Source organism: Spongiibacter taiwanensis, from assembly GCF_023702635.1.
GTDB lineage: Bacteria > Pseudomonadota > Gammaproteobacteria > Pseudomonadales > Spongiibacteraceae > Spongiibacter > Spongiibacter taiwanensis.
In genome coordinates this window covers 3,504,637-3,529,165 of the sequence record NZ_CP098455.1, presented here as the reverse complement: position 1 = coordinate 3,529,165, position 24,529 = coordinate 3,504,637, and the positions used below count along the sequence as shown (strand labels likewise).

Genomic DNA, 24,529 nt, shown 5'->3' with positions numbered 1-24,529 from the left:
AATGATTAGCAGTCATATCAATGCCCCGCTTCCCAACCCTCAGGGCGAGCGCCCAGGACACGACATCATGAATACGCCTCGGCAACCCTGGTTTACGCAGTTCTGGCCCTGGTTTCTTATCATCTTACCCAGCGTGGTGGTGGTCGCGGCCATCGCCACGGTGTATATCGCCATAAAGCACAGCGACGAACTGGTGATAGACACCTACTACAAGGAAGGTCTGGCAATTAACCAACAGCTGTCCCAGAACCAGCAAGCCCGCCAACAGGCAGTGGTCGCCAAGATCTACCTCAACCCATCAATGGATTTACGCTTACAGCTAACGGGAGAAGGACTGGCGCAAATCAATCATCTTCAGCTGCGCCTGCAGCATCCAACGACTGAGGCCCTGGACCAAAGCGTGGTGCTAACCCGCCGCGACGGAGAATGGTTTGAAGGCCGTTTGGGACAACCTCTCCTGGGAGTTAACCACTTGGGCGCGCCGTCCCAGAGCCGTTGGTACTTGACCCTGCAACCCTTTCACAGTGAGGAATACGGCAACTGGCGTTTGAAAGGCGAATGGGACATGAGCAAGAAAACCCTGATCACCCTTTGGGCCAAAGGAGCATTGGAGAAATGACCCCGCCTGCGCCGGGCTGCACCTGCTTTCACTGCGGCCAGCCAGTGCCGCCAAATTTGAATTTATGGGTGACGGTGGCTGGGCAACAGCAGCCCTTGTGCTGCGACGCTTGCCTGGCGGTCAGCCAATGCATCCTCGGCGCCGGGCTGGATGACTTCTACCGGATGCGCGAGCAGACGTTGTCAAGGCGGCAGCCCAGCAGTAAACAGGTGGACTACCGGCAATACGATGATGAGTCGGTCTACACTGGCTTCTCGCGCTGCCTGGCCGGGGATTGGGAGTCCCAGCTGGCCATCAGCGACCTCCATTGCAGTGCCTGTGCCTGGCTGATCGAGCACCAGCTGCTGCGGCTGACCGGCGTAAAAGCCGTGCAGGTGAATTTACAGCGTGGTCTGGCGACTGTCACCTGGCAGCCTGGCAACGTCAAAATAAGTCAGATTTTTCAGGCTATCTGGAATCTGGGTTACCCGGTCCAACCCTGGAGCGCGGAAGCGCGCAGTGCCCAGATGCAGACCGAAATTAACGGTCTGCTGCGTAGAGTCGGTGTGGCTGGCATTGCCATGATGCAATTGGGTATGGTGGCCATCGCGCTCTATGCTGGCGCCTTTCAGGATATGGACAGCACCAGTCAAGCGCTGTTGCGTGTGTTCAGCCTGTTGGTGGCAACACCGGTTATTTTATACGCCGCCCAGCCATTTTTTTGGGGGGCACTGCGAAACCTGCGAGCTGGCCAGGTCGGCATGGATGTGCCTATTGCCCTGGCGCTGGCCGCCGCCTACGGTGCCAGTGCTCTGGCCACCCTGCGTCAACAGGGCGAGGTCTATTTCGACACCGTCAGTATGTTCTGCTTCTTCTTGTTGCTCAGTCGCTACCTGCAAGCACTGGTGCAACGCCGCCAGGAACAATCCCTGCGGCCCTTACTGCCACTTACCGCCCGGCGGCGCCGGGCTGACGGGCAACTAGAATGGAAGGCGCTCAGCCGCATCGCAGTGGGTGACGAGCTTGTCGTCGAGCCCGGCGAAATGATCCCGGCCGATGGTGACATCATCAGTGGGACCAGCAGTATTGAAGACAGCGCCTTTACCGGTGAATTTCTCCCCAGCCACTGTGCGCCCGGCCAGGCCGTGCTGGCTGGCAGCCGCAACGTCGAGGCCAGCCTGACTATCAGAGTGAGGCGCCCCAGTTGCGATAGCCGGATCGTCAAAATTGATCAATTGCTTTGCCGTGCCCAGGCAAACAAGCCCGCCATTGCCGCCCTCGCCGACCGCCTCGGTCGCGGCTTCGTCCTGCTGGTGTTGGCACTGGCCGGAGGCAGTTATCTGTTGTGGTCCCAACTCGGGGGACACGATCCCTTCCTGACGGCGCTGGCCGTGCTGGTCGTCAGTTGTCCCTGCGCCCTGTCGCTGGCTACCCCCAGCTGCTACACGGCCGCGGTCAATGGCCTGCGCAAATTGGGGTTGCTGGTCAGCAACGCCGCCGCGCTGGAGTCGGTTGATCAGATTACCCATGTGATTTTCGACAAGACCGGCACGTTGACTGAGGGCGAGCCCGAATTGCTTGCCGTGGAGTCCTATAGCGGCCAACACACGGCGCACCTGGTTGCGCTCGCCGCCGCATTGGAGGCCAATTCCAACCATCCCATCGCGCTGGCTTTTCGCCCCGATGCCCTCAGCAAACTGGGATATCAGCCCAGCCCCATCGACCTGAAGCAGCCTCAGATTCACAGTGGCCGCGGTATCGAAGGGGTTTATGCGGGGCGATACTACCGAATTGGTAGCGCCAGCTTTTGCAGCCACGGTACGGACCCTGGTCAGATGCCCAACAGCAATGCCATTCCCGTATTCCTCAGCGAAGACGGCCAGCTGATTGGTCGCTTTCTGATTGCCGACAAGCTACGTCAGGATGCCCCAGCATTGATGGATTTTCTGCATCAGCGGGGGATCAAAACGTTGCTACTTAGCGGCGACCATAGCCATCAGGTAGGCCACCTTGCCAGACGCTTGGGCGTTGATCAGTTTCAAGGAAGCTGCAGCCCGGATGACAAGCTATCGGTGATCAGGCAACTGCAGGCTTACGGGGCCACTGTGATGATGGTTGGCGATGGCGTCAACGACGCCCCTATCATTGCCGCCGCCGACATTTCAGTGGCGATGGCGAGCGGTTCAGATCTGACTCGCTCACAGGCCGATATCTGCCTACTTCGCAATCAGTTGATCAGTATCAAGAAGGTCTTCACGGGCGCCGCTAAGATGAAACACATTCTCAAGCAAAACCTGCTGTGGGCGTTGCTCTACAACCTAACGGCTCTGCCAGCGGCGGCCTTGGGCCTGGTGCCCCCCTGGGCAGCAGCCATCGGCATGTCGCTCAGTTCACTGATAGTGGTGTTAAACGCCCTGCGCATCGACCGGATCGATAACGCCAGGCAAAGCCCAACCCTGCGAGAGTCTGTATTGGAGGTGGTACATGGATAGCTTACTGATTCTATTACCCGTTGCCCTGGCCTTTTTCAGTTTGGCCTCCGCACTTTTCCTATGGGCGGTAAACCATCAACAGTTTGATGATCTTGACCGGGAGGGTTGCCGCATACTGTTTGACGCCGACCGAAGTCAAGAACGGGACTAAAGCGAAGCATGACTGAATCACTCACACTGCTCGGCGCCTTTCTGCTCGGCCTTGCGGGCAGCCCCCACTGCGTCGGTATGTGTGGCGCCATTGCCTGTCTAGGCCACCAGCGCAACAGCACCAACAAAGTATCACCGCTGTTTTTTCAGCTGGGTCGGGTGGGCAGCTACGCGGCACTGGGCGCCTTGCTCGGCGGCTTTGGCGCCCTGTTAAGCAGCCAGTGGCTGCCCCTCGGGCTCGCTTTTCGGGTCCTGGCCAGTGCCTTGTTGGTGATGATGGCGGTGAGCCTGGCAGGCTGGTTTCCCGCCACCCGGCGCCTGGAGCAGGTCGGCGCCAGGCTATGGCGCAAACTTCAGCCCCTCAGTCGCCACCTGCTGCCGGCAAACACCCCGACAAAAGCGCTTTTGCTCGGTGGACTCTGGGGCCTGCTGCCCTGCGGCTTAATTTACAGCGCACTGGCCTGGGCCACCCTGTCAGCAAAGCCCTATCAGTCGGGCTTGCTGATGGCTGCCTTTGGTTTGGGCACTCTCCCTGCCCTGCTCTCAGTCAGCCTGACTCATGGCAGAATGGTGCGAACAGCCCAGCGCCCGGCCGTCCGTCAGCTGGTCGCGGTCATGATGATCGTGCTGGCAATTTTCCCGCTGGCGCAGCTATCACCCGCGCTGCGCGTTTTACATAGCAACCACCACAACCATTCGGCGCAGAGCACTGCCGTGGCCGCCGATCCGCACAACCGTGCCAGTGCGAAGCAACATCATCATTTGTAAATGATGGCGCAGGCGCTGGGCGAGGTGACCCTAGTGCAATTTCAAGCGCGGCCGCCATAGGCGATTAAACCGCCCCGCCAGCAATAGCATCAGCGTTCTCGGCCAACCGTAAAGGGCTGCCTGATGAAAGCGGTAGAGTGACACGTACATCATCCGCGCCATCCACCCCTCAATAAAGAAATTGCCACCGCGCAGATTCCCCATCAATTGCCCTACGGCAGAATATCGTGACAGGGAAACCAGCGACCCGCGATCCCGATATTCAAAGGGCTGTTGAAGCTTGCCGTGAATCAGGTTACTGAAATAACGGGACAGATAATTTGCCATTTGCTGAGCGGACTGGGCCCGCGGCGGCACCATTTTGTCCTCGCCCATCGGGCAGGCGCAGCAATCACCCATGGCAAATATTGCCGGGTCGCTGCTGCGCAGAAACGCATCCACTTTGATGAGCGACAATTTGCCCAACTCCAGGCCCAATTCGGCCAGCACCGGCGGCGCCTTGATGCCCGCCGCCCACACCAGCAAATCAGCTTCGATGCGGTCACCGGCTTTGGTCAGCATGGCGCCGTCCACCACTTCTTTCACCATGGTGCCGACTCGCACTGACACGCCCATTTTCTCTAACTGGGCCTGGGCATTGGCCGCCAGCTCTTCTTTCAGTGCGGGTAACAACCGCGGCCCCGCCTCAACCAGTTGCACATGCAGCCGCCGGCGATCGAGGTGCTCGTGGCCATATACCTTGAGCAGCGATACGGCGTGGTGCAATTCCGCAGCCAGTTCCACCCCAGTGGCACCCCCGCCAACGATGGCCACCGAAATCGGCTTATCTTCATAGTTAGCGCGCAGACAGCGATCCAGAAAAATTTCATGAAAGCGGTCGGCCTGGGCGCGTTTATCGAGAAACAGGCAGTGCTCCTGCACCCCGGGAATGTTGAAATCGTTACCGACACTGCCAATCGCCAGCACCAGATAGTCGTAATCCAGACGCCGACTGGGTAAGACCTCCTCCCCTTCACTATTGCGATGAGGTGCCAACACGATCTGTTTAGCCTCCCGGTCAATGCCAGACAGGCTGCCGAGAGCAAAACGATAGTGATTCAGGTGGGCATGGGCCCGGTAATCTACCGCATCCAAATCGGCGTCGATCGCGCCGGTGGCAACCTCGTGAAAGCGCGGCTTCCAGATATGGGTAGTACTGGCATCGACCAGGGTGATTTCGGCCAGGGACTTTTTCCCCAGACGACGCCCCAGGTAGGTTGCCAGCGGCAAGCCCCCGGCTCCCCCGCCGACGATAACGATACGTTCTGACATAGCAGATCTCCTTCAAGTGAACCGTGAGATCACCGCGACACCGAGGGCGCTTTTTACCCACGTTGACGCGGCAACATCACTAAATTTGGCGGGGCGTTCGACAAAGATTGACCCCGGGGAAAGGGCTTGGAAACGTGTGGGAAACGGCGCCGCGCCCGACGCGCGCTCACCGTGCCGCCACGGCAGGGCAGCGTTGTTGGCTGCCCTTGGCGGTAAAAATCCTAGTGGCGGTAACTGACTCCCAAGCCCACCGCCACCTTGTCGTCGAGGTTGGCTTCAAACTCGGATTCTGATCGATACATTAAGTTCAAGGGTATCGAGATTGCACCCCGCCGCCAAGTCAACGTCACCCGCATCACCTCATGATCAAGGCGCACCGGGCTGCGATCATAGCGGTAATAGTCCGCGCCCAGATCCAGGCGCAGCGAAGTGCTGGCGGCCAACGCCGGCTTGGGATCGGTCAAGGTCGCCCCCAGTCCAATGCCAAAGCGTTGGTAGCGGCCGCCGTCAATCACAAAGCGATTGGGATCGTCTGGATCAATCCCCAACCCCAGTGCCTCACCCGGCAACAAATCCTGCAGCACGAGACCCACTGCCCCAGCCGCCAGTGGTGGCAATTGCACCGACAGATCAGCAATATCGCCCTGCTCATAATACGCAGTCAACCCCACACCATGACGCAGAACCCAGGAGTTGATCCACTCACGGTACACGGCAGGACAGGCCTCGTTGTCCAACTCGGCATTGCAATCGCCAAACAACCGCAACCAGGTCAAATTGGCTAAGCCGGTGGAAAAGGAAACGCGCCAGCTTGACGCCTCAGCCCCCACCAAATCGTCGCGCTTCAGCTGTTTTACCTGTAGATCCAGTTGCGGCTGGTTATGAATCAGCTTCCAGAAGTCATTCAGCCCTGCCCCGGAAATCCGGTGCCACACCCGTTGCTCAAAGTCCGCCAGGTCGGCAACAGCATAGGCCAAGGCCTTGCGATCCAGCTCATCACGCAATTGCAGCCGCTTTACCGCTGCCAGCATCAACTGACTGTTCTCGCTTTGGGTAACAGAATTGAGCAAGTTCTGTCGCACCCGGTGGTTGTCGCTGAGTTCCCGGCCAAACCAGGGACCGAGCAGGCTGACATCGAGGGCGTAAAAGTAATCATCCCCCGGGCTAAGATCATCTTCGCTGTCGCTGAGAAGTTGCGCCCGCCCGTCTTCCACCAACCTTTTTTCCAGCAGCGGATTCAATTCCGGCAGTGGCGTGGCGTAAGTCGTCAGCCGCGGCTGCAACCAGAAAAGGCGGGGCAAAGGCACCCGGACCCCCAGGGTTTGAGGCTCCTCCAGCGTCTCGAGATTAAGCAGTGAATCCACCGCCAGGGCTTGAAAATCCTCCACAACGCCGGATACCGCGGGAATCCCCAAACCTGTTGCCACGCCGTCAAGGGCAGCCTCGGCAAGCCCGGTTGCTCGATCAGCCACCTTGGCCAGCGCATGTTGATCTGGTGTAAATTCGGGCGCCCAGCTCGGTACGCTGTTCAAGTTGCGCACCACCGCCGGACCTTGCAGCAGTGCCTTGGCGCAGGGAAAGGCACGCCGATCTGCGGCGCACTGAGGTTCGCGGCTCAATTGCTGGTAGTAGTCAGCGATTTGATGGGACTGGGGCTGCGGCTCGGCAGCGGCCCGCCGCCAGCGTTGCAGCAAGTCGTTGATGGCGCGCTCAGATGGCGCGCCATCGGGATCGTCATCATCGAAGCGCGGCGCACCACCGGTATTCACCGCGCCCCGCGCGCCAAAGTCACCGGTGACATGGGGTTGGCCAACCCCCTCAATGCACCAGCCGATGGTGGCCAGCATCCACAGAAGTCGCAGCCAGCGGCGTCCTAGCTTACTGCACCTCATAACTGAGCATCCTTCTGGTGGCCTGGTTTTTGTCGAGGGTCAGGGTAAGAGGCGGCGCCAAGGCGATATCGCCCGGCTGTTGCAAGGGTTGGATAAGCAGCTGGACCGGGCTGTCCTGTGTAATCACCGTCAGGGTGGTGGACTCATCATCGTCGACTATAAAGTTGGCAACCACCCCCGACGTGTGCCAATACCCGAAATGCTGCTGAATGAAGCGATCAATCTTTTGCCAGCCGAATTGAATCATGGCATCGGCAGGCCTGCGGCTACCATGCGGCTGTGGGCACCAGGCCTTGAATAGAAAGCCATATTTACCCGGCGCCGGGCACGGCCAGGTCACGATATGACTTGCGCTGACCGAGTCAGCTAGATCGACCAGCTCACCCAGTTCATCCCGTCGATCGCCGACCAGGCCCTCGCTGCGAGCAGCCACGCCGAGTTCAAAGGCGTTGCGCAGGGCTCGTTGCAAGCCCGCATTGGCCAGCATATCGCCCGGCAAAATATCCGCCCAGCGGTTGACCAGTTCACTAAATCGTTGTTCCAGCATACCCCCTCCTTAGCTTCTTTAATTTTGCTTTCCTGCGCCCGGCCTATATCGCCCCCGACAACGCTGGCGTCCCTAAAGGACCGACCCTTTATGTATTCCGCGCCTAAGCCCAGCGCATTAGTAATAGACAATAGCTCACTACAACACAAACCACAGCCGATATCCCCCCAAGATTGCGCAAGGCCACCCTCCAAGTGACGTCACGGTCTGCTACCAATACGTATTGGCATTTCGGGAGCAGCGGCGCAGACTTGAGGAAAATGAAAGTAAAGGCACGAGCATGGCAATGGCGGCAGTTGAAGAAAATCCGAAGCAGCGCAGGCGCTTTTTCCGTCTGTCCTACCCGACGACGTCGCGCCCGCCCTTTCGCACATCTGGCACGAACCCTTACAAAGTGCTGGAGATTGCCGAAAATAGCCTGCTCATCGAGCAAAAGCCCGACCGGATGTTGCGCAAGGGCGAAATTATTGCCGGCGAGGTGGTTTTTCACGATATGGCCAGCGAGCATGTAGTCGGCGAAGTTTTTCGCCATGACGACCGCGGCGTGGTGATCTTGTTAAGTAAAGGCATCAGCCTGCGGCATGTCATCAGCGAGCAGGTGTACATTAAATCCAAGTACCCACTGTTTTTTGCCTCACTTTATCAACCGGAGCCCTCGCACTAGGCATTGCTGTCCAGAATAAATTGCGTGGCGGCTTGCGAGTACGTTAAATCGTGAGCGAAAACAGAATCTGCCGGGGGCGAGACTTAATTTACCAAAGCCTGCAGGTATGACCGGTCAGAAATGACTAGGGCCCATTCAGCATGACCCGGGTAGCGAGCTGAATTTCCCGCAAAAAGCCGATCAGCGCGCTGATCAGAAACAACATTGCAAGAACAAACAGAGCGGCAACCACCACCCCGCCGTTCCACTCCATCACCGCGCTAATAAACAGAATTGCCACCACAAAACACACCAGCAGCGCACTGGTCGTGGCAAAACCAATCGCTCGATGCACCGCCCGGCCCCGCAAAAACAGCACCTGCAACTCCCGCTCTACCCCGCCACGCCGGGGCGGATCCAACAGTTCGAGGCGGCTATGCAATTCACGGGATCGGTCGACAATCCGTGACAGACGGTTGGCCAACACATTGAGAATGGCCCCGATGCCCGCCAGCAAAAACACCGGCGCGGCGGCTTGCTGAATGGCGTGGGTAATAGAAACCACTGCGATATCCGCTGCCATAAATTTAACTCATCCTTTACCAACCGCCGGTCATCCGCATTACAGCTTGACGAACACCGAACCCTCTTCGCATTCAACCGGAAAGGTTTTCACGGTCTGAGGCGGCTTGCCAAAGGCGACCAGCTTTTGCGCCCAAAGAGGCAGCGGAATGCCGAAGAAATTGGTCGTCCAGGCGGTGCTCTGCCCGCTGAGCAGATCAAAACTGGAGCCGTGGAAGGGACAGGTCACTGCGCCCTCACAAATCTTCCCTTTTGCCAGCGGCAAACCCAGATGGGGACAGCGGTTTTCGATGGCGGCAATTTGGCCATTGACCCGGGTCAGCAGCACCTTCTTGGCATCGCCCTCGCCCCGAATAAAGCTGCCCTCGGGAATATCATCAACATTCGCAACTTTGATCTTCATCATGTGGGTCTCTCCTTTTTCTGGCCAGTTATTGATGGATATTGCGTCATCAGGCCGACGATGCCCGCTGAGGATACTAGTGCCCCCTCGTACACCTTCAACATCATCGCCAACCTCCGCTTCGGCGCCTGGCGCCGACTGCTATAGTATCGGCAGGGCGGTTTTCTGCAATGGCGATTTCATGACGAAGCTGGAGTGCACCCCGGTGACCCCCTCAATCCGGGTCAAGCGCTCCAACAGCAGTGCCTGAAACGCATCCATATCAGCCACGATGACCTTCAGCAAATAGTCAGCCTCTTGCCCGGTAATCAGGTGGCATTCCAGCACCTCAGGACAATCGCGAACATGGCGCTCAAAATTCTCGAATCGCTCAGGAGTATGGCGATCCATACTGATATGAATAAAAGCCATCAGACTCAGCCCCAGGGCCCTTGCATTTAACAGTGCGCGATAGCCGTCGATCAGCCCGGCCTCTTCCAAGCGCCGCACCCGTCGCAGACAGGGGGATGGCGACAAACCTATCTTGTCAGCCAGCTCCTGATTGCTCAGCCGGCCATTATCTTGCAGGGCCGCAAGAATCTGTTTATCGTAGCGATCCAGTTTCATAAAAAACCACCCAAGCCAAAAACCAAAGCAGATCATTCCAAAATATTTAACAAAATTAGCATAACCTAGAAAATAAATCCTGAAATTGCGCAAAATTGGCAATCATCTGCTCTCCGCATTTTCCTATACTGATCACCATGGAGTTACCCCTCCAGCAACCGTTACCAGCGCACCACCCCGCACTGGCTAACACCACCAAGGCGTTCTACCCGAACTCCAGACAATGCCCGGCTTGCCGGGCTTTAAAACTCCGGATCATTACCCTTTATTGATCACCACCACACAGGACCAGTGACATGAGCAGCACAAAAGGTTTCAACCATCGCAAATACCAGGCTACCGCAGGGGTCAATATTCCCGACCGCCAGTGGCCCGGCAAAACCATCGACAAAGCCCCCACCTGGTGCTCCGTCGACCTGCGCGACGGTAACCAGGCGCTAGTCGAGCCCATGTCAGTGGAGCAAAAGCTGCGTATGTGGGACCTGCTGGTCAAACTGGGTTTCAAGGAAATTGAAGTCGGCTTTCCCTCTGCATCGCAACCCGACTTCGATTTTGTTCGCGCCCTGATCGAAGGTGACCGAATTCCCGAGGATGTAACCATTCAGATTCTGGTGCAGGCCCGGGAAGAATTGATTGCCCGCAGCTATGAGGCGATGGCCGGCGCGAAAAAAGCCATTGTCCACGTTTACAACTCCACCAGCCCGGTACAACGGGAGCGGGTGTTTGGCCTCGACAAAGAAGGTATCAAAGCCATCGGTGTGCAGGGCGCGCGCTGGGTAAAGGAATACGCCAAGAAATATCCTGAAACCGAATGGCGTTTTCAGTACAGCCCCGAGAGTTTCAGCAGCACGGAAGTGGAGTACGCCACCGAAGTCTGTGACGCGGTAATCGCAGAGTGGAAAGACTCCGGCAACCCGATCATTATCAATCTGCCTGCCACCGTAGAGTGCGCCGGCCCCAACGTATTTGCCGACCAGGTGGAATGGTTTTGCCGCAACACCCAATACCGCAAAGACATTACCGTCTCACTGCACACTCACAATGACCGGGGCTGCGCGGTAGCCGCCGCTGAGCTGGGCGTAATGGCCGGTGCCGACCGGATTGAAGGCACGTTGTTGGGTAACGGCGAGCGCACTGGCAATATGGACATTGTGACCATGGCAATGAACCTGTACAGCCAGGGCATAGACCCCAAGCTGGACCTGTCTGGGATGGACGAAATTATTGCGGTATCGGAATACTGCACCAAGATTCCTTTGCATCCCCGCCACCCTTACGCGGGCGACCTGGTGTTCACGGCTTTCTCCGGCAGCCACCAGGATGCCATCCGCAAGTGCATGAGCAAGCAGCGGGAAGACGAACACTGGCAGGTAGCTTATCTGCCGATAGACCCGGCCGATTTGGGCCGCAGCTATGAAGCGGTGATTCGCATTAACAGCCAGTCTGGCAAAGGCGGCGTCACTTGGGTACTGGAGAACGACTACGGTCTGAACCTGCCCCGCTGGATGCAAATTGACGCCAGCCGCAAAGTGCAGGCCGCCGCAGAAGCGCTGTCGGGAGAAATCAGCCCCCAGCAAATCTGGAACCTGTTTGAGGAGCATTACCTGAGCCCCGCCAAAGCCTGCGCGGTGCAGGATTTCTCCCTCAGCCAGAACAACGCCGAGAATGACGGTCAGGATGTACTGAACATGCACTTCAATTTTGCTGGCGAGAAAATTCAGCTCACCGGCCAGGGCAATGGCGCCATCAGCGCCCTGGTGAATGCCTGGCAGGCCCATTGCGGTGATGCAGTCGAAATTCTCGACTACAGCGAGCATGCCTTGAACTCAGGCACGGCCTCACAAGCCATCGCCTATGTGATGCTGTCGGTTAACAACACGCGCTATGTCGGTGTTGCTTCCCATCGGGATGTGGTGAGCGCCTCGCTGCAAGCGGTGATCAATGCCGCCGTGCAATCGCCCTCGGCCAGTGTGCTGCAGCGTAAAGCAAGCTGATCGTAAGCTGCCTCAACGCAAACGATCTCGACCAAAAGAAGCCCGCTGCCAACAGCGGGCTTCTTTTGCTTTATCGAGAATTGCGTTATCGAGCGTTGCTTTAGCAAGAGTGGCTTTGCCGCAGGCACTTACCCTAACTCATTTGCCCTGATCCACGGTGCTACCGGACCAGGTGATACCACGCCCTGCGGCCCCAACTTCTGTGACACCAAGACTGCGCACTGGGTACTAGCCCGCAAGACGGTTGTCTGCCATCATTTCCATCCAGGCCCACCCCGCCGCCAACACCGAAACCGCCGCCTTCGCGACGCAGTAAAATAAAGGTACGACCGCAGGGTAAAGCCTCTCCGCCACCCGGCTAAAAAGGACCCCGGCATGAAAAAACTGCTTTTGGCTACTGTATTTGCCCTCGCCAGTACGAGCGCCTATCCCGACACCCCGACCCGTGAGGTTGCGGGTATTACCCTCGGCGCAAAATCCACCTGCCCTTTTGTTTCGGAAACCATGCTGTTGGATATCATGGCCCGCCAGTTGGCTCAGGCAGCTCATCCTGTCATACCGCCCAATCAGCGCGGTATGCGTCTCGTCACCGACTTCCACTGTGACACCCCTGAGCAAGCAGGTGGCCATGTACTCTACACCGGCGCGGTTGCCCTCCAAGTCTTGGCCCGGGTTGACCGGCCCTTTTCCGACCACTTCTGGCTGCCGATTTACGATTACAAGATCTATGGCATCAAGTTGAAGGAGGACTTACCCAGCTCCTTTGCCATGGGGATGAATGAATTTATCGCGTCCATGAAAACCGTAACCCCGCAGGCGTATCGCGGATTTGGCCTACAGCCGCCGTACTGAGTCCGGCACCCAGGCCCAATTAAACAAGTAGAATCAAAAAAGCCTCCGCTTGGAGGCTTTTTCGTTGCCAATTCAGATTTAGCAAGTCCTTTAGCCAGACTGCACGGCGTCCAGGTGGGCAAATTCCAAACACTGGCGGGCCCGGGGGTAGTCGGGTTTGCCGCTGGGGTTTCTGGGAATGTGATCAACCAATAGCATTTGCCGTGGCAGCTTGTAGGCCGCGAGCTGCTCACGACAATGGGCCAATACGCCCTGCTCATCCAGAGGCCCGTTATCTCGGGTTTGCACTACCGCAGTCACCCGGCTCCCCCAGCGCGCGTCCTCCACACCAAATACCAGGGCGTCTAAAATATCCGGATGGCTTTTTAATGCCATCTCCACCTCTTCCGGAAAAACCTTCTCACCGCCCGTATTGATACAGTGATTGCCGCGACCATAGATGCGGATACTGCCACTGTCGTCCTGCTCGGCGATGTCCCCGGTCAACAGCCAGCGCCGCCCGTCCAGATTCACAAACGCCATTGCGGTAGCCTCTGGATCGGCGTAATAGCCTTCGGGGATCATCCCGCTGCGCGCCAGCACTCCCTGCTCACCAACCCGCGCACGACGAATGGCATCACCACGAATCAGCAATACTGCGGCATCGTCGGTTGCCGCAATCTTGGCGACCCCCGCACCCTGGTAGTCCCCCACGTCCATGCCCATTTGCCCCGATTCTGACGAACCGTAGCTATTGGTGATATACGCCCGCGGGAAGTGCTGCAAAAACCCTCTGCGGCTCGACGGCGACAACAGCGCCCCACCCGAGCCAATACTGAACACCGCAGACAAGTCCCAGCGATTGGGAGAGCGCCGCAAGGCTTCCAGCAGCGGAACGGCCATGGCGTCACCCACAATCTGCACCAGGTGACAGGCCTCGTCGGCCACCCATTGCCATGCAATGTCGGGATCAAAATTCGCCTGGGGAAGCAGTACAAGTTTATTGCCGGCAAATAGCTGCACCAGGCTAAACCACTGGGCCGCACCGTGCATCAGCGGCGCCATGGCAATGCCGCAAAACGGATGTTCATTGATTCGCTCAACGATATCTTGCGGCCGTTGACAGGGGCCGTCGGCAGAAAAGAACCCGCCGCCACCCAAGGCAGCAAAGAACAGCTTTTCGTGCTGCCAGAGAACGCCCTTGGGCTTTCCGGTGGTACCGCCGGTGTACAGTAAATACTGATCGGCGCCACTGCGCGATGGAAACTCCCCTCGGGGGCGTTCGCTGTCGATAGCACCGTGATAATCCGCCGCCGGCAATGTCAGCTCCGCGCAACTGTCGTCCGCCACCCACATTAACAGGCTAAAAGCATGGCCACTTTGGTAGAGGTGCTGAATTTGATCGGCAAAACCTTGATGAAAAATACACACCCGCAAATCGGCGCTATCAAAAAGATATTGCAGCTCCTGTTTTACATAGCGGTAATTAATATTCACCGGCACGGCGCAAATTTTGAAACAGGCAAACAAGGCTTCAAGGTATTCCGGGCTGTTGTGGAGGTAGATACCGACGTGATCCCCCGGCTTTACCCCCTGACGGAGAAGGTAGTGGGCCAGGCGAGAGGCGCGTTCGTCGAGCTCTTGATAGGTCAGCCGCCGGTCACCACAGACCACCGCCTCGCGATCCGGCACCCGGGCCGCCACTGCCTCAAAAATATCTGCCAAACTGAACTGCATCGCCGTCAAAGCCTGCCTCAATGTCACATTGACTATTTTTTGGATAATAGAGAGCACTGCCTGTAGGCAAGATAAAGCCGCATCTAACCACGCCAAACAGTCGCGCTAATTCACAGCCTCACTCTAGAGCAATTCAAAATTGAAGACCAGCCATTGCGCCAGATAAATCGGCAGCTGAGACCGAGTGATCACCTTTGCCCGCAACACGCGCACATTTTCAACGATAGGGGTGACGTAAGCAGAAACCGGTGCTGACCGTTCGATGATATGATAATCGCTACAGCACACGCCTATGCTTAGCAGCGCGGCGCCGGCATCCCGCGATCGAAATCGCTACAGAGTGATCCCCTTGAGTCGAGAACCCTTTATCCACAAAAGCCCCTTGATTCGCTACAGCCTGCTGATCCTCGGCTGGTTTTCATTTGTCTGCGGCGTGATCGGCATTCTGCTACCGGTGGTACCAACATCGCCGTTCTTAATCCTTAGCGCCGCCTGCTTTCTGCGCAGCTCTCCCCGCTTTTATTATTGGTTGATCAATCATCGTTGGTTCGGGATTTACATTCGCTATTACCTTGACGGCAAAGGCATTCCCCGGCGTGCGAAGGTGATGATTCTGCTGATGCTGTGGGTGATGATGCTAAGCAGTGCATTGTTGATTGTGAAAATTCGCTGGGTGTCAGCGGTCATGATTGGCATTGCCGCGGCCGTGAGCCTCTACATCATTCGCCAACCTGAACCCGCCGTCATCAAGGGCGACCCCGAGCAACGTTGATGCGGTGTCCACACCCAATGCAGATTATCGGCTGGCAAAGCGGCGGCGATACTCCCCTGGCGACACCCCGCAATAGCGCTTGAACAAGCGTCTGAAAGCACTCTCATCACTGTAGCCGCACCGTGCGACAATTTCGCCCAGTCGCAATCGGGTGGTCTCCAACAGAATCTTGCTCTTTTCGATGCGGATCTTCTGGGTATAGGTTTGCGGCGATTCGCCAAGGTGTTTCTGGAAGCGTCGAATCAGCGTGCGCGGGCTGACCGCCATGGCATCGGCCAGTTCTTCTACGCGAAATTCACGCTGCATGTTGGCCCGAATCCACTGCTCAGCCCGAGTCATCAGGGGGTCGTTAATTTCGGCCGCTGGCAAAATAGCATAGGGTGCCTGGGAGGCGCGTTGGTTATCCAGCATCATGTACTTGGCTAACAGGCGGGCGAAATGCTTGCCAGCGTAGCGCTCAATCACCTGCAGGGTAATATCGTAGAACGCACTGGTCGCCGCGCCAGTAAGAATATTTTGCCAGTGCACGCAAACGTCATCCGTTTCCACCGAAACCGCGGGGTAGCGGCGTCCTAAGGCACTGTGCAGCCACCAGGCCGTGGTGGCCCGGCCACCGTTGAGCACACCTGCCTCTGCCAACATGAACACACCGCTGCAATGGCTTACCAGCAACTCCAGTGAAGCCTGCACCTGGCGCAGCCAGGGCCCCACTTCCTGCCATCGGCTGATCAGGGGCTCAACATCACTCCCCCGGGATACCCGATATGCCGGGGTAAACAAAATATCACCAGGCTGCACCAGGCCAAGATCGCCATCGACGCCGATCTCCACGCCGTTTGAGCATCGAAATGCCTGCCCGTTGGGCGAGACCCTGAGCAGCTGGAACAACTCTTCCTCGCCACCAACGCGCCGACCAATCACATTAGCAACGTCAAATAAATCCGTCGTGCCGAGAATACTGGTGGCGATCACCCCGTCCATCCCCAGCAATACCACCCGTTTGGTCATCGTATTCCCCCGCATGCGAAAGCGGCACAAACCTGATCTGTCGTATTTAACATTATTTTTGCTATTTCAGCCACAAATACCAAGAGACGACCACCTACCTGAAATTGTCTTATTTAGCACTTTATTTGTCATATTAGCCATTACTGAGCGATAACGCAGGCCGATAAACTGGATTCAGATTTAGGCAACGCGTCAACGGAGGACATCATGACAATGCAAAGACGGGCATTCTTACAGTTGCTTGGCGGCGCCGCCGCCCTGAGCGGCACCACGCTGGTGTTGGGCACCATGACGGGCTGCGCGGCCTTTGAACCCCGCCCCTTTATCTCTGGTAAAGCGGTTACCGCCCCCAAAGGATGCCAGGACCTGCTGGCGAGAGACCCGCAAGGAGATTGCTAATGAGCCCGCTACTTGCCAGGCTGCAGGCGGTGCACCAAACCGTCCGCCAGCGCTTTATTGCCCAGCGTGAAATTGAAGAGCGATGGGATATGCCGCCACCCGGTTACAACGGGGAGCAGACGCTACGCGACGACTGCGATGGCTTCTGCCTGGCTTGTCGCAGCCTGCTGCGCCAGCAGCAGATTAACAGCCGCCTGGTGTATTGCGAGATCAAGGGAGCGGGCCACCTGGTGGTTGAGGTGGATGGCTGGATTCTGGACCAGAGACAAAAAACGGTGGTGGCCAACACCCTGCTCAGAGATTACCACTGGCGGCGAATTTCCGGTTATCAGCCGGGGGAGCCCTGGCGGGAAATCCTCAACCCCTGACGGCAAACCAAAACGCCCGGCAATGCCGGGCGTTCAATTGGAAATAGCGAAACAAGCTGCCACGGTTACTTGCCGCGTTTTTTCTTGTTTTCCTTTTTCTTTACAAAACTCACCAAGCGGCGCTTGCGGTCAATCTGGCGCTTGGTCAGGGTATTTTTCTTACCCTCATAAGGGTTGTCGGCGGTCTTGAACTGAATCCTAATGGGGGTTCCCACCATCTTCAGCTCACGACGGTAAACTTTCTCCAGATAGCGGGTATAGCTGGCTGGCACCTTGTCGGTCTGGTTGCCGTGGATCACCACAATAGGTGGATTACTGCCGCCGGGGTGAGCCAGGCGCAGCTTGATCCGCCGCCCGTTGATCATCGGCGGCGCGTGATCGTAGACGGCGCCCTCCAGAATCAAGGTGAGATTGCGGGTGGTCAGTTGGCGCGTGGCCGATTCGTAGGCCTTCTCGATGGACTCATACAGGTGACCCACACCCGTGCCGTGCAGGGCGGAGATAAAATGCACCTCGGCAAAGTCAATAAACTGCAGCCGCCGGTCGAGCTCCACCTTAATGCGGTCCTTGTGGTCGCTATCAAGCCCGTCCCACTTGTTAATGGCCACCACAACCGCACGTCCAGCATCGACAACCTGCCCCAACAAGTGCAGATCCTGCTCAACAATGCCCTCGCGGGCATCCATCACCAGGATCACAACGTGGGCATCATCAATCGCTTTCAGGGTCTTAACGATGGAGAATTTTTCCACCGTCTCATGGATGTGACGGCGTTTGCGCACCCCAGCAGTGTCGATCAGGGTGTAGGACTCCCCTTCGCGCTCGTAATTGATATAGATGCTGTCCCGGGTGGTGCCCGGCTGATCGTACACCACCACCCGATCTTCGCCGAGCATGCGGTTAACCAGCGTGGACTTACCCACGTTGGGTCGCCCCACCACCGCGATCTTTTTGCCATTGGCCAGACCCGCACCGCTGTCCTGCTCTGCCTCGGGGAAGAACTCCAGCACATCCTGCAGCAGTTTGCGCACCCCGCGACCGTGGGTTGCCGTCAGCGGGTAAATTTGCGCGGCACCGGTCTGGTAAAACTCCGCCATGGCCACGTCGGGATCGGTGCCATCGACTTTGTTGGCAACGAAAAAGACGGGTTTAGAACAGCTGCGCAGATGTTTTATCAGCCCCTGATCTGCGGGGAGTAATCCGGCCCGGGCATCGAGCATCAGCAGCACGGCATCGGCCTCCTCAATGGCCTGCAATGACTGCTGGGCCATGGCCGAATCAATGCCTTCCTCTTCACCGGTAATACCGCCGGTATCAATCAGCATAAAGCGGCGATCCCCGAACAGGGCCTCGCCATATTTGCGATCCCGGGTCAGGCCGGGAAAGTTGGCCACCAGGGCGTCCCGGCTCTTGGTGAGTCGGTTGAACAGTGTTGATTTACCCACATTGGGGCGTCCAACCAGAGCGATGACAGGAATCATGAGGTTACCGTAAGCGGGGACGGCCCACGTCTGTGGGCCAGACTATCAGCGGTCTTGCAGCTTGTAAGCGACAAGTTTCCCGCTATTTCCGTAGACATACAACAGCTTGCCATCGACCAGCATCGGCGCGCGAACGCCGTCGCTGTCTGCCCGGGTGCGGCCCACCAGACGACCGTCAAGCTGAGACAAAAAGTGCACATAGCCTTCAAAATCGGCAACGGCCACCGTGCCACTGAACGCCGCCGGCTCTGTCAACTCGCGACGGGCCAACACGCTCTGGGACCAACGCACACCCTGGCCCTGATCTTCAAATGCGGTCACGCTGCCATCGGACAAGGCCACATAGACGTAACCCAGCCCGGCAGTGGGACCAACATAGCTGGAGGCTTCCTTCGCCCACATTGGCCGACCATTTCCAAGATTGATCGCCACAACATTGCCCTGATATCCGGTGGCCACCACCATCGAACGGTCATTGGAGACCAGCAAGCGACCATCTACATCTGACAGGCGCTCGATTTCGGTGGTCCCCTGGGGCGCGGAAATCGACTCGTCCCACAACAGCGCGCCATTGTCGATATCAAAGGCCGCCAGGCGGCCACTGGCCAATCCAACCAATGCCACACCGCGAACAATCACGGGCGAGCTGGTACCACGCAAGGTCAGCCGCGGTGGCTGGGTATTGTAGACCCACACCCGCTCGCCATTTTCGATATTCAGACCAAAGATATCGCCGGCGAAGGTTTGCACCACCACCACTCGGCTGCTGGCAGCTGGCGCACCAAGCACCTCGGCATTGACGAAGCTCTTCCAGACGATATCGCCGCTGAGCCGGTCAATTGCGACCACTTCCCCGTCGGCGGTGCCAACAAAAACCATCGCCGAGCCGACCCCAACACCGCCGGAAATCCGCAGGTCGTAGGATTCTTTCCAGACTTTCTTGCCGGTTTCCTTTTTGAATACCGCCACATCGCCGTCGGCCGAAGCCACAAAAATGTCGTCGCCATCAATAACCGGCGTGATGCGATAGAAAGCATCCCCCTGACCATCACCAATGGACCGCGACCAGGCCTTTTTGACTTTCTTCTCTGCCTTGAAACTGGTCAGCTCGGCAGGCTCTTTACCCGTCGGCGTGGAGCTACAGGCGGCGAGCAAACCGAAGGCCGCCGCCAGGGCAACAATGCGCAAACCTCTCATGACTGGGCTCCCTGTTCATTGCTGGCCAAATCGTTAATTTTCATATCCAGCATCGGGCGCTGGCTCGGCACTTGCTGCGCCTTCTGCGCGGCCTTTGCCTCCCGGTAGGCGACCAGAGCACCGTCAGCATCACCCTGCTCAAGCAGGATATCGCCCTTCAATTCCAGCGCCTCAGGGGCGTAGCCGGTGCCGTTCAAGCCCTCAACCAGCGCGGTTGCCTGATCGTACTCACCCTGAGCGAAATAGACCTGGGCCAAGCGCATCTCGGTTTGCGAGCGCACCGCCGCATCAGGGCCTTTGGACAACACCCATTGAAGTTCCTCCGCGGCCGCCGAATATTCACCTTTCATCACCGCGTATTTTGCTTTGTATAACGCGGCGAACTGACCGTAGGTCAGCGAACCATAGGCCGACTTGACGGTTTCCGCCAGGGTCTCTGCGGTCGAGGTCGGACGCCCCGTGTTCTGTACTGCAGCATCGGCAGCCAACAGCTGATCAAACATGGCCGACGCTTCGCCAGCCTGGTTTTGTTGATGATCACTCCAGGCCCGCCAGCCAAACACACCACCAAGGGCCAGCACCACGGCAAATACCGTGGACTTACCGTTTTCCTGCCACCAACGCTTGAGGGCTTCTACCTGTTCTTCTTCTGTGCGATACGTTTCCACAAAATGTCCTCTACGATGCGCCATGCACCGGCTTTTCAAAGTTAACGTCTTATTGCTCTGCGGCAGCGCCTGTCAGCTGGTCCACCACCGCCGAAATGGCGACAAGCTGTTGCTCGGCCGCCGCATCGCGAAGGGGCTTGATCGCCACCTCACCCCGGGACAGCTCTTCCTCGCCCAACACCAGTGCCCAGCGCGCACCGCTTTTATCTGCCTTTTTAAACTGGCTCTTAAAACTGCCGCCACCGCAGTTACTTTGCACTTTCAGCTGCGGCGCGCCTTCGCGAATGCGCTCAGCGAGCGTCAGCGCTGCGATCTCTGCCCTCTCACCCACGGCGACAATAAATACATCAGCACTGGGCGCAGAGGCTGGCATTACACCAAGGGTTTCCAACAGCAACACCAATCGCTCAACCCCCATCGCAAAACCGACCGCAGGGGTTGCACGCCCACCTAACTGCTCTACCAGACCGTCATAGCGACCGCCGGCGCAGACCGTGCCCTGAGCGCCGAGCTTTTCGGTGGTCCATTCAAACACCGTCAGCCCATAATAATCCAGCCCGCGCACCAGCCGGGTGTTGATGCGATACGCAATGCCCATCTGGTCAAGACGGGCGCACAGGCCACTGAAATGCGCGTTAGCGGCGTCGTCAAGGTAGTCCTTTAGTACCGGCGCATCCTTCAGGAGTTCCTGGGTGCGTGGGCTTTTGCTATCGAGAATACGCAAGGGATTAGTACCCAGACGGCGCTGGCTGTCTTCGTCGAGTTCGTCGACAAACCCCGCCAGGTAATCCACCAGAGCCGCCTTGTAGCGACCCCGGGACTCCGCCGTACCAATGCTGTTCAGCTCCAACGTCAGCGCCTCATTGATGCCCAGCTCGCGCCACAAACGCGCTGTTAGCGCAATAAGCTCGGCGTCAATGTCCGGGCCGGCCATGCCGAAGGTCTCCACACCAATCTGGTGGAACTGGCGCAACCGCCCCTTTTGGGGACGCTCATGACGAAACATAGGCCCGGCATACCACAACCGCTGCTGCTGGTTGTGCAGCAAGCCATTTTGCTCGCAGGCACGCACGCAACTGGCCGTGCCCTCGGGGCGGAGGGTCAGGCTGTCGCCGTTGCGATCGGCAAACGTGTACATTTCCTTCTCAACAATATCGGTGACTTCACCGATCGAGCGCTTAAACAGCTCGGTCTGCTCAAGAATCGGAAAGCGAATTTCCTGGTAGCCGTAGCGACTGAGGAGCGCGCGTACCACTGACTCCAAGTATTGCCATTGACTGGTCTCTCCCGGCAGGATATCGCTCATACCCCGCACTGACTGAATTCGCGCCAAAACCTGTTTCCTGTTTACGATTTAACCCTGACTGCCTCAACTGCGGGCAATCAGGTCTTTTTCCTGCTGCTGTTTGGCAGCGACTTTTTCTCTGATCAAATTCTCGAGATGATCGACCAGTTCAACGTTCTCGACCTTGTGGGATTTTTCGCCGCCCACATAAACCAGGTTGCGCGGCGTGCCACCGGTCAGACCGATATCCGCTTCCTTGGCTTCGCCCGGACCATTCACAATGCAGCCGATCACGGCCACATCCAGCGGTGTGGTGACATCCTCAAGCCGCGCTTCCAGCTCGTTCATGGTGCCAATCACATCAAAGTTTTGCCGTGAGCAGCTCGGGCAGGCAATAAAGTTAATTCCCTTACTGCGCAGCTTCAGGCTTTTCAGAATCTCGTAACCGACCTTGACCTCTTCCACCGGATCCGCCGCCAGCGAGATGCGGATGGTATCACCGATACCGTCCATCAACAGCATCCCCAGGCCCACCGCTGACTTGACAGTGCCGCCGCGCAGACCGCCGGCCTCGGTGATCCCCAAATGCAGGGGCTGCTCGATCTGGCTGGCGATCTGTCGATAGGCTGCCACCGCCATGAACACATCAGAGGCTTTAACGCTGAGCTTGTAATCCTGGAAGTCCAGTCGATCGAGAATATCGATATGGCGCATGGCCGACTCGACCAGGGCCTCTGGTGTCGGCTCGCCATACTTGCGCTGCAGTTCTTTCTCGAGCGACCCGGCATTGACCCCGATACGAATGGGAATGCCGTGGTGCTTGGCAGCATCGATCACCGCACGCACCCGATCTTCCCGGCCGATGTTCCCGGGGTTGATCCGCAGACAATCCACGCCGTACTCAGCCACCTTCAGGGCAATTTTGTAATCGAAGTGGATATCAGCCACCAGCGGAACCGATACCTGTTTGCGGATTTCCCGAAAGGCTTCAGCCGCCTCCAGACTCGGCACAGAGACGCGCACAATATCGGCACAGGCGTCTTCCAGACGCTTAATCTGGGCAACGGTGGCGGCCACATCCCGGGTTTCGGTATTGGTCATGCTCTGCACCGAAATCGGCGCATCGCCACCTACCGGGACCTTGCCGATATGGATCTGCCGCGACTTACGGCGACGTATCGGCGACGTCATGTTCATATTTCACCTACCTGCAGACGCACTGCTTTACTCTCTGCAATATTGTCAAAATGGACTGGCTTACCGTTGTACTGCAGCGCGACCGCGGGCCAATAGGCCACACTGAAGTAAATCGGTCCCTCTACGGCCAGGCTGAACTGCTTGCCCTTGGGCTGAATACCAGTCAGTACAATCACATTGTTGGCGTCGCGAATTTCCAGCCAGACGCTTTCCTTCACTTGTAAACTCAGCGTTGCGGAATGGCTCTCAAACCCGGACTCATCCTCCGGGATTCGCATTTCCAGGGGCTCCTGTTGCAACAGGCTGCGCCCCAGCGACTCCACCGGTTTCAGCTCCACCAAGCCGGCGTGACGATCCGGCAGCGCCTCCACCTCCAGTTGCGCCTCATCGCCACCACCAAAGACCCATACGCATACCAGCCACACCAGCAGGGCAGCAACCAGCGCCACCACAATGCCGCCCCGGGCCGGCGCATTTGCCCCTGCTCTGACCTGCTGCACCTGGGCACTGCGCTCGTCCTGGCGACGGCAGATGCGGTCGCAGTCACGCAGCAGCGACGCTTCGTCCAGGCCCATATAGCGGGCATAACTTTTAATGTACCCGCGCGCAAACAGCGGCGAGTTGAATCGCGAGTAGTCGTTGTTTTCCAAGGCCTCCACATAGGTTTTGAGGAGATTGAGCGCCTCGGCGACATCGACTACTGATTTCCCTGCGTTGATACGTGCATCCTGTAAAACAGTTCCCGGCGGTCCCGGGATAGGCTCGTTCACTTCAGGCATGTGCTTCCTAACGGCTGCTGCCGTCACCCCGTTTTATATAAGATTTATAAAGTAAATATTCTTCTGATTTTGGAAACAGATTTTTCAGTGCCAGGGCAAAACTGGCGTGGGCATCCTTATCATCAAATTTATCCGCCAGGCGGATACCAATCCACAACGACTCTGCCGTCGGTGATGCAGCAAAACTCTGATAGGCATCAAAGTAACGCTGGGCCTCGGCAAAACGCCCCAGTTCAAACGTCACATCGGCCAACGCCAACAGCGCCGCCGGGTTCTTGCGCTCCATTAAAAAGGCGCGACGGTAGGCTGCTTCGGCATCGGAAACCCGGTCAAGTTTCTGGTAGCAGCGACCCAAATTCAAAAACGCCTCTACCCGGCGCTCGTAGAGCAGGTCTTCGGTCACCACCTCAAGCTGGGCGGCAGCCTCCTCGTAACGCCCCAATTCATAAAGAAACACCGCATAGTTATTGCGGGTTCGCATCACCTTGGGGGCCAGCAGAATGGAGCGCTTGTAATATTGCTCGGCGTTTTCCGGCTCGCCGGTATTCTGAAACACCAGTGCCAGCGCCGCCAGTGTCTCCGGGTTGTTCTTGTCTACCGACTCCACATATTGCAAATGACGCTTGGCCTGATCCCAGTTGCCCATCGAGATATAGCTGCGTGCAAGCTGCAGGGAGGTATCGAGGGCCTTGTTCTCATCGGCCTTTTCTTCAAAGCCGCCGGTGTTGGTGGTGACGCAGGCCGTTGAAAGCAACACGGCGCCAACCAGTAGCGCCGTAGAGAGTTGCCGAAAATTGATTGAACTCACCATTGCTTGATCC

Annotated in this window: 25 protein-coding genes; 10 read left to right on the top strand and 15 right to left on the bottom strand. The window is 57.6% G+C overall.

The features are described from left to right. Position 1 precedes the first annotated feature (1 nt). From NCG89_RS16005 to NCG89_RS15990, 4 genes are read left to right on the top strand one after another with little or no spacing between them, the layout of a single operon-like run. Positions 2–619, top strand: a complete 618-nt coding sequence (locus NCG89_RS16005) for a FixH family protein (RefSeq protein ID WP_251087564.1) — start codon at positions 2–4, stop codon at positions 617–619. Then, positions 616–3,090 (top strand): heavy metal translocating P-type ATPase, encoded by a 2,475-nt coding sequence (locus tag NCG89_RS16000; protein WP_251087563.1) that lies wholly within the window; start codon positions 616–618, stop codon positions 3,088–3,090. Before NCG89_RS16005 ends, NCG89_RS16000 begins: the two co-directional genes overlap by 4 nt. Next, positions 3,083–3,241 carry a cbb3-type cytochrome oxidase assembly protein CcoS gene (gene ccoS / locus NCG89_RS15995; protein WP_251087562.1) on the top strand — a complete coding sequence of 53 codons (159 nt, stop codon included), beginning with the start codon at positions 3,083–3,085 and terminating at the stop codon, positions 3,239–3,241. Before NCG89_RS16000 ends, ccoS begins: the two co-directional genes overlap by 8 nt. 8 nt (positions 3,242–3,249) lie before the next feature. Then, the gene (locus NCG89_RS15990; protein WP_251087561.1) at positions 3,250–4,008 is read left to right on the top strand and encodes a sulfite exporter TauE/SafE family protein; all 759 of its coding nucleotides are present in this window, start codon (positions 3,250–3,252) and stop codon (positions 4,006–4,008) included. A 30-nt stretch (positions 4,009–4,038) separates the two neighbouring features. On the opposite strand, the gene NCG89_RS15985 is transcribed toward NCG89_RS15990, so the two are convergent. From NCG89_RS15985 to NCG89_RS15975, 3 genes are all read right to left on the bottom strand, one after another. Continuing rightward, complete coding sequence (locus NCG89_RS15985; protein WP_251087560.1) at positions 4,039–5,319, bottom strand: NAD(P)/FAD-dependent oxidoreductase; 1,281 nt, start codon at positions 5,317–5,319, stop codon at positions 4,039–4,041. A gap of 221 nt (positions 5,320–5,540) precedes the next feature. Further along, the gene (locus tag NCG89_RS15980; RefSeq protein ID WP_251087559.1) at positions 5,541–7,211 is read right to left on the bottom strand and encodes a hypothetical protein; all 1,671 of its coding nucleotides are present in this window, start codon (positions 7,209–7,211) and stop codon (positions 5,541–5,543) included. Then, positions 7,198–7,758: a hypothetical protein gene (locus tag NCG89_RS15975; protein WP_251087558.1), complete on the bottom strand. Its 561-nt coding sequence runs from the start codon at positions 7,756–7,758 to the stop codon at positions 7,198–7,200. Before NCG89_RS15975 ends, NCG89_RS15980 begins: the two co-directional genes overlap by 14 nt. A gap of 286 nt (positions 7,759–8,044) precedes the next feature. Between NCG89_RS15975 and NCG89_RS15970 the strand changes: the two genes are divergently transcribed. Next, the gene (locus NCG89_RS15970; RefSeq protein ID WP_251087557.1) at positions 8,045–8,422 is read left to right on the top strand and encodes a hypothetical protein; all 378 of its coding nucleotides are present in this window, start codon (positions 8,045–8,047) and stop codon (positions 8,420–8,422) included. Between the two features lie 124 nt (positions 8,423–8,546). On the opposite strand, the gene NCG89_RS15965 is transcribed toward NCG89_RS15970, so the two are convergent. The 3 genes from NCG89_RS15965 to NCG89_RS15955 all read right to left on the bottom strand — a co-directional run bounded on the left by NCG89_RS15965 (position 8,547) and on the right by NCG89_RS15955 (position 9,992). Next, positions 8,547–8,984 carry a DUF2721 domain-containing protein gene (locus NCG89_RS15965; RefSeq protein ID WP_251087556.1) on the bottom strand — a complete coding sequence of 146 codons (438 nt, stop codon included), beginning with the start codon at positions 8,982–8,984 and terminating at the stop codon, positions 8,547–8,549. A 39-nt stretch (positions 8,985–9,023) separates the two neighbouring features. Next, positions 9,024–9,389 carry a Rieske (2Fe-2S) protein gene (locus NCG89_RS15960; RefSeq protein WP_251087555.1) on the bottom strand — a complete coding sequence of 122 codons (366 nt, stop codon included), beginning with the start codon at positions 9,387–9,389 and terminating at the stop codon, positions 9,024–9,026. Positions 9,390–9,527: 138 nt separating this feature from the next. Beyond that, positions 9,528–9,992: an Lrp/AsnC family transcriptional regulator gene (locus NCG89_RS15955; RefSeq protein ID WP_251087554.1), complete on the bottom strand. Its 465-nt coding sequence runs from the start codon at positions 9,990–9,992 to the stop codon at positions 9,528–9,530. A gap of 296 nt (positions 9,993–10,288) precedes the next feature. On the opposite strand from NCG89_RS15955, the gene leuA reads away from it, so the two are divergent. Together leuA and NCG89_RS15945 are read left to right on the top strand one after the other, a co-directional pair. Beyond that, entirely contained in the window at positions 10,289–11,986 is a 1,698-nt protein-coding gene (gene leuA, locus NCG89_RS15950) for a 2-isopropylmalate synthase (RefSeq protein WP_251087553.1), read from the top strand. A 375-nt stretch (positions 11,987–12,361) separates the two neighbouring features. Continuing rightward, positions 12,362–12,838 (top strand): hypothetical protein, encoded by a 477-nt coding sequence (locus NCG89_RS15945; protein WP_251087552.1) that lies wholly within the window; start codon positions 12,362–12,364, stop codon positions 12,836–12,838. Between the two features lie 90 nt (positions 12,839–12,928). On the opposite strand, the gene NCG89_RS15940 is transcribed toward NCG89_RS15945, so the two are convergent. Continuing rightward, on the bottom strand, positions 12,929–14,554 hold the full coding sequence (locus NCG89_RS15940) for an AMP-binding protein (RefSeq protein WP_251087551.1): 1,626 nt from the start codon (positions 14,552–14,554) through the stop codon (positions 12,929–12,931). Positions 14,555–14,903: 349 nt separating this feature from the next. On the opposite strand from NCG89_RS15940, the gene NCG89_RS15935 reads away from it, so the two are divergent. Next, positions 14,904–15,326 carry a YbaN family protein gene (locus NCG89_RS15935; RefSeq protein ID WP_432757877.1) on the top strand — a complete coding sequence of 141 codons (423 nt, stop codon included), beginning with the start codon at positions 14,904–14,906 and terminating at the stop codon, positions 15,324–15,326. A gap of 24 nt (positions 15,327–15,350) precedes the next feature. Here NCG89_RS15935 and NCG89_RS15930 read toward each other — a convergent pair whose 3' ends face one another. Further along, on the bottom strand, positions 15,351–16,334 hold the full coding sequence (locus tag NCG89_RS15930) for a GlxA family transcriptional regulator (protein WP_251087550.1): 984 nt from the start codon (positions 16,332–16,334) through the stop codon (positions 15,351–15,353). Positions 16,335–16,541: 207 nt separating this feature from the next. Here NCG89_RS15930 and NCG89_RS15925 point away from each other — a divergent pair, with 207 nt between their 5' ends. Both NCG89_RS15925 and NCG89_RS15920 read left to right on the top strand, forming a co-directional pair. Next, complete coding sequence (locus NCG89_RS15925; protein ID WP_251087549.1) at positions 16,542–16,733, top strand: hypothetical protein; 192 nt, start codon at positions 16,542–16,544, stop codon at positions 16,731–16,733. Continuing rightward, positions 16,733–17,101, top strand: a complete 369-nt coding sequence (locus NCG89_RS15920) for a hypothetical protein (RefSeq protein ID WP_251087548.1) — start codon at positions 16,733–16,735, stop codon at positions 17,099–17,101. The genes NCG89_RS15925 and NCG89_RS15920 overlap by 1 nt, the downstream gene beginning before the upstream one ends. A 65-nt stretch (positions 17,102–17,166) precedes the next feature. On the opposite strand, the gene der is transcribed toward NCG89_RS15920, so the two are convergent. From der to pilW, 7 genes are read right to left on the bottom strand one after another with little or no spacing between them, the layout of a single operon-like run. Beyond that, positions 17,167–18,582 carry a ribosome biogenesis GTPase Der gene (gene der / locus NCG89_RS15915; protein WP_251087547.1) on the bottom strand — a complete coding sequence of 472 codons (1,416 nt, stop codon included), beginning with the start codon at positions 18,580–18,582 and terminating at the stop codon, positions 17,167–17,169. Positions 18,583–18,627: 45 nt separating this feature from the next. Then, complete coding sequence (bamB, locus tag NCG89_RS15910; protein ID WP_251087546.1) at positions 18,628–19,779, bottom strand: outer membrane protein assembly factor BamB; 1,152 nt, start codon at positions 19,777–19,779, stop codon at positions 18,628–18,630. Then, on the bottom strand, positions 19,776–20,447 hold the full coding sequence (locus NCG89_RS15905; protein WP_251087545.1) for a YfgM family protein: 672 nt from the start codon (positions 20,445–20,447) through the stop codon (positions 19,776–19,778). The genes bamB and NCG89_RS15905 overlap by 4 nt, the downstream gene beginning before the upstream one ends. Before the next feature lie 49 nt (positions 20,448–20,496). After that, positions 20,497–21,780 carry a histidine--tRNA ligase gene (gene hisS, locus NCG89_RS15900; RefSeq protein WP_251087544.1) on the bottom strand — a complete coding sequence of 428 codons (1,284 nt, stop codon included), beginning with the start codon at positions 21,778–21,780 and terminating at the stop codon, positions 20,497–20,499. Positions 21,781–21,816: 36 nt separating this feature from the next. Then, positions 21,817–22,929 carry a flavodoxin-dependent (E)-4-hydroxy-3-methylbut-2-enyl-diphosphate synthase gene (ispG, locus tag NCG89_RS15895; RefSeq protein WP_251087543.1) on the bottom strand — a complete coding sequence of 371 codons (1,113 nt, stop codon included), beginning with the start codon at positions 22,927–22,929 and terminating at the stop codon, positions 21,817–21,819. After that, complete coding sequence (locus tag NCG89_RS15890; protein ID WP_251087542.1) at positions 22,926–23,708, bottom strand: helix-turn-helix domain-containing protein; 783 nt, start codon at positions 23,706–23,708, stop codon at positions 22,926–22,928. Before NCG89_RS15890 ends, ispG begins: the two co-directional genes overlap by 4 nt. Positions 23,709–23,715: 7 nt before the next feature. Next, the gene (pilW, locus tag NCG89_RS15885) at positions 23,716–24,519 is read right to left on the bottom strand and encodes a type IV pilus biogenesis/stability protein PilW (protein ID WP_251087541.1); all 804 of its coding nucleotides are present in this window, start codon (positions 24,517–24,519) and stop codon (positions 23,716–23,718) included. Positions 24,520–24,529: the final 10 nt, after the last annotated feature.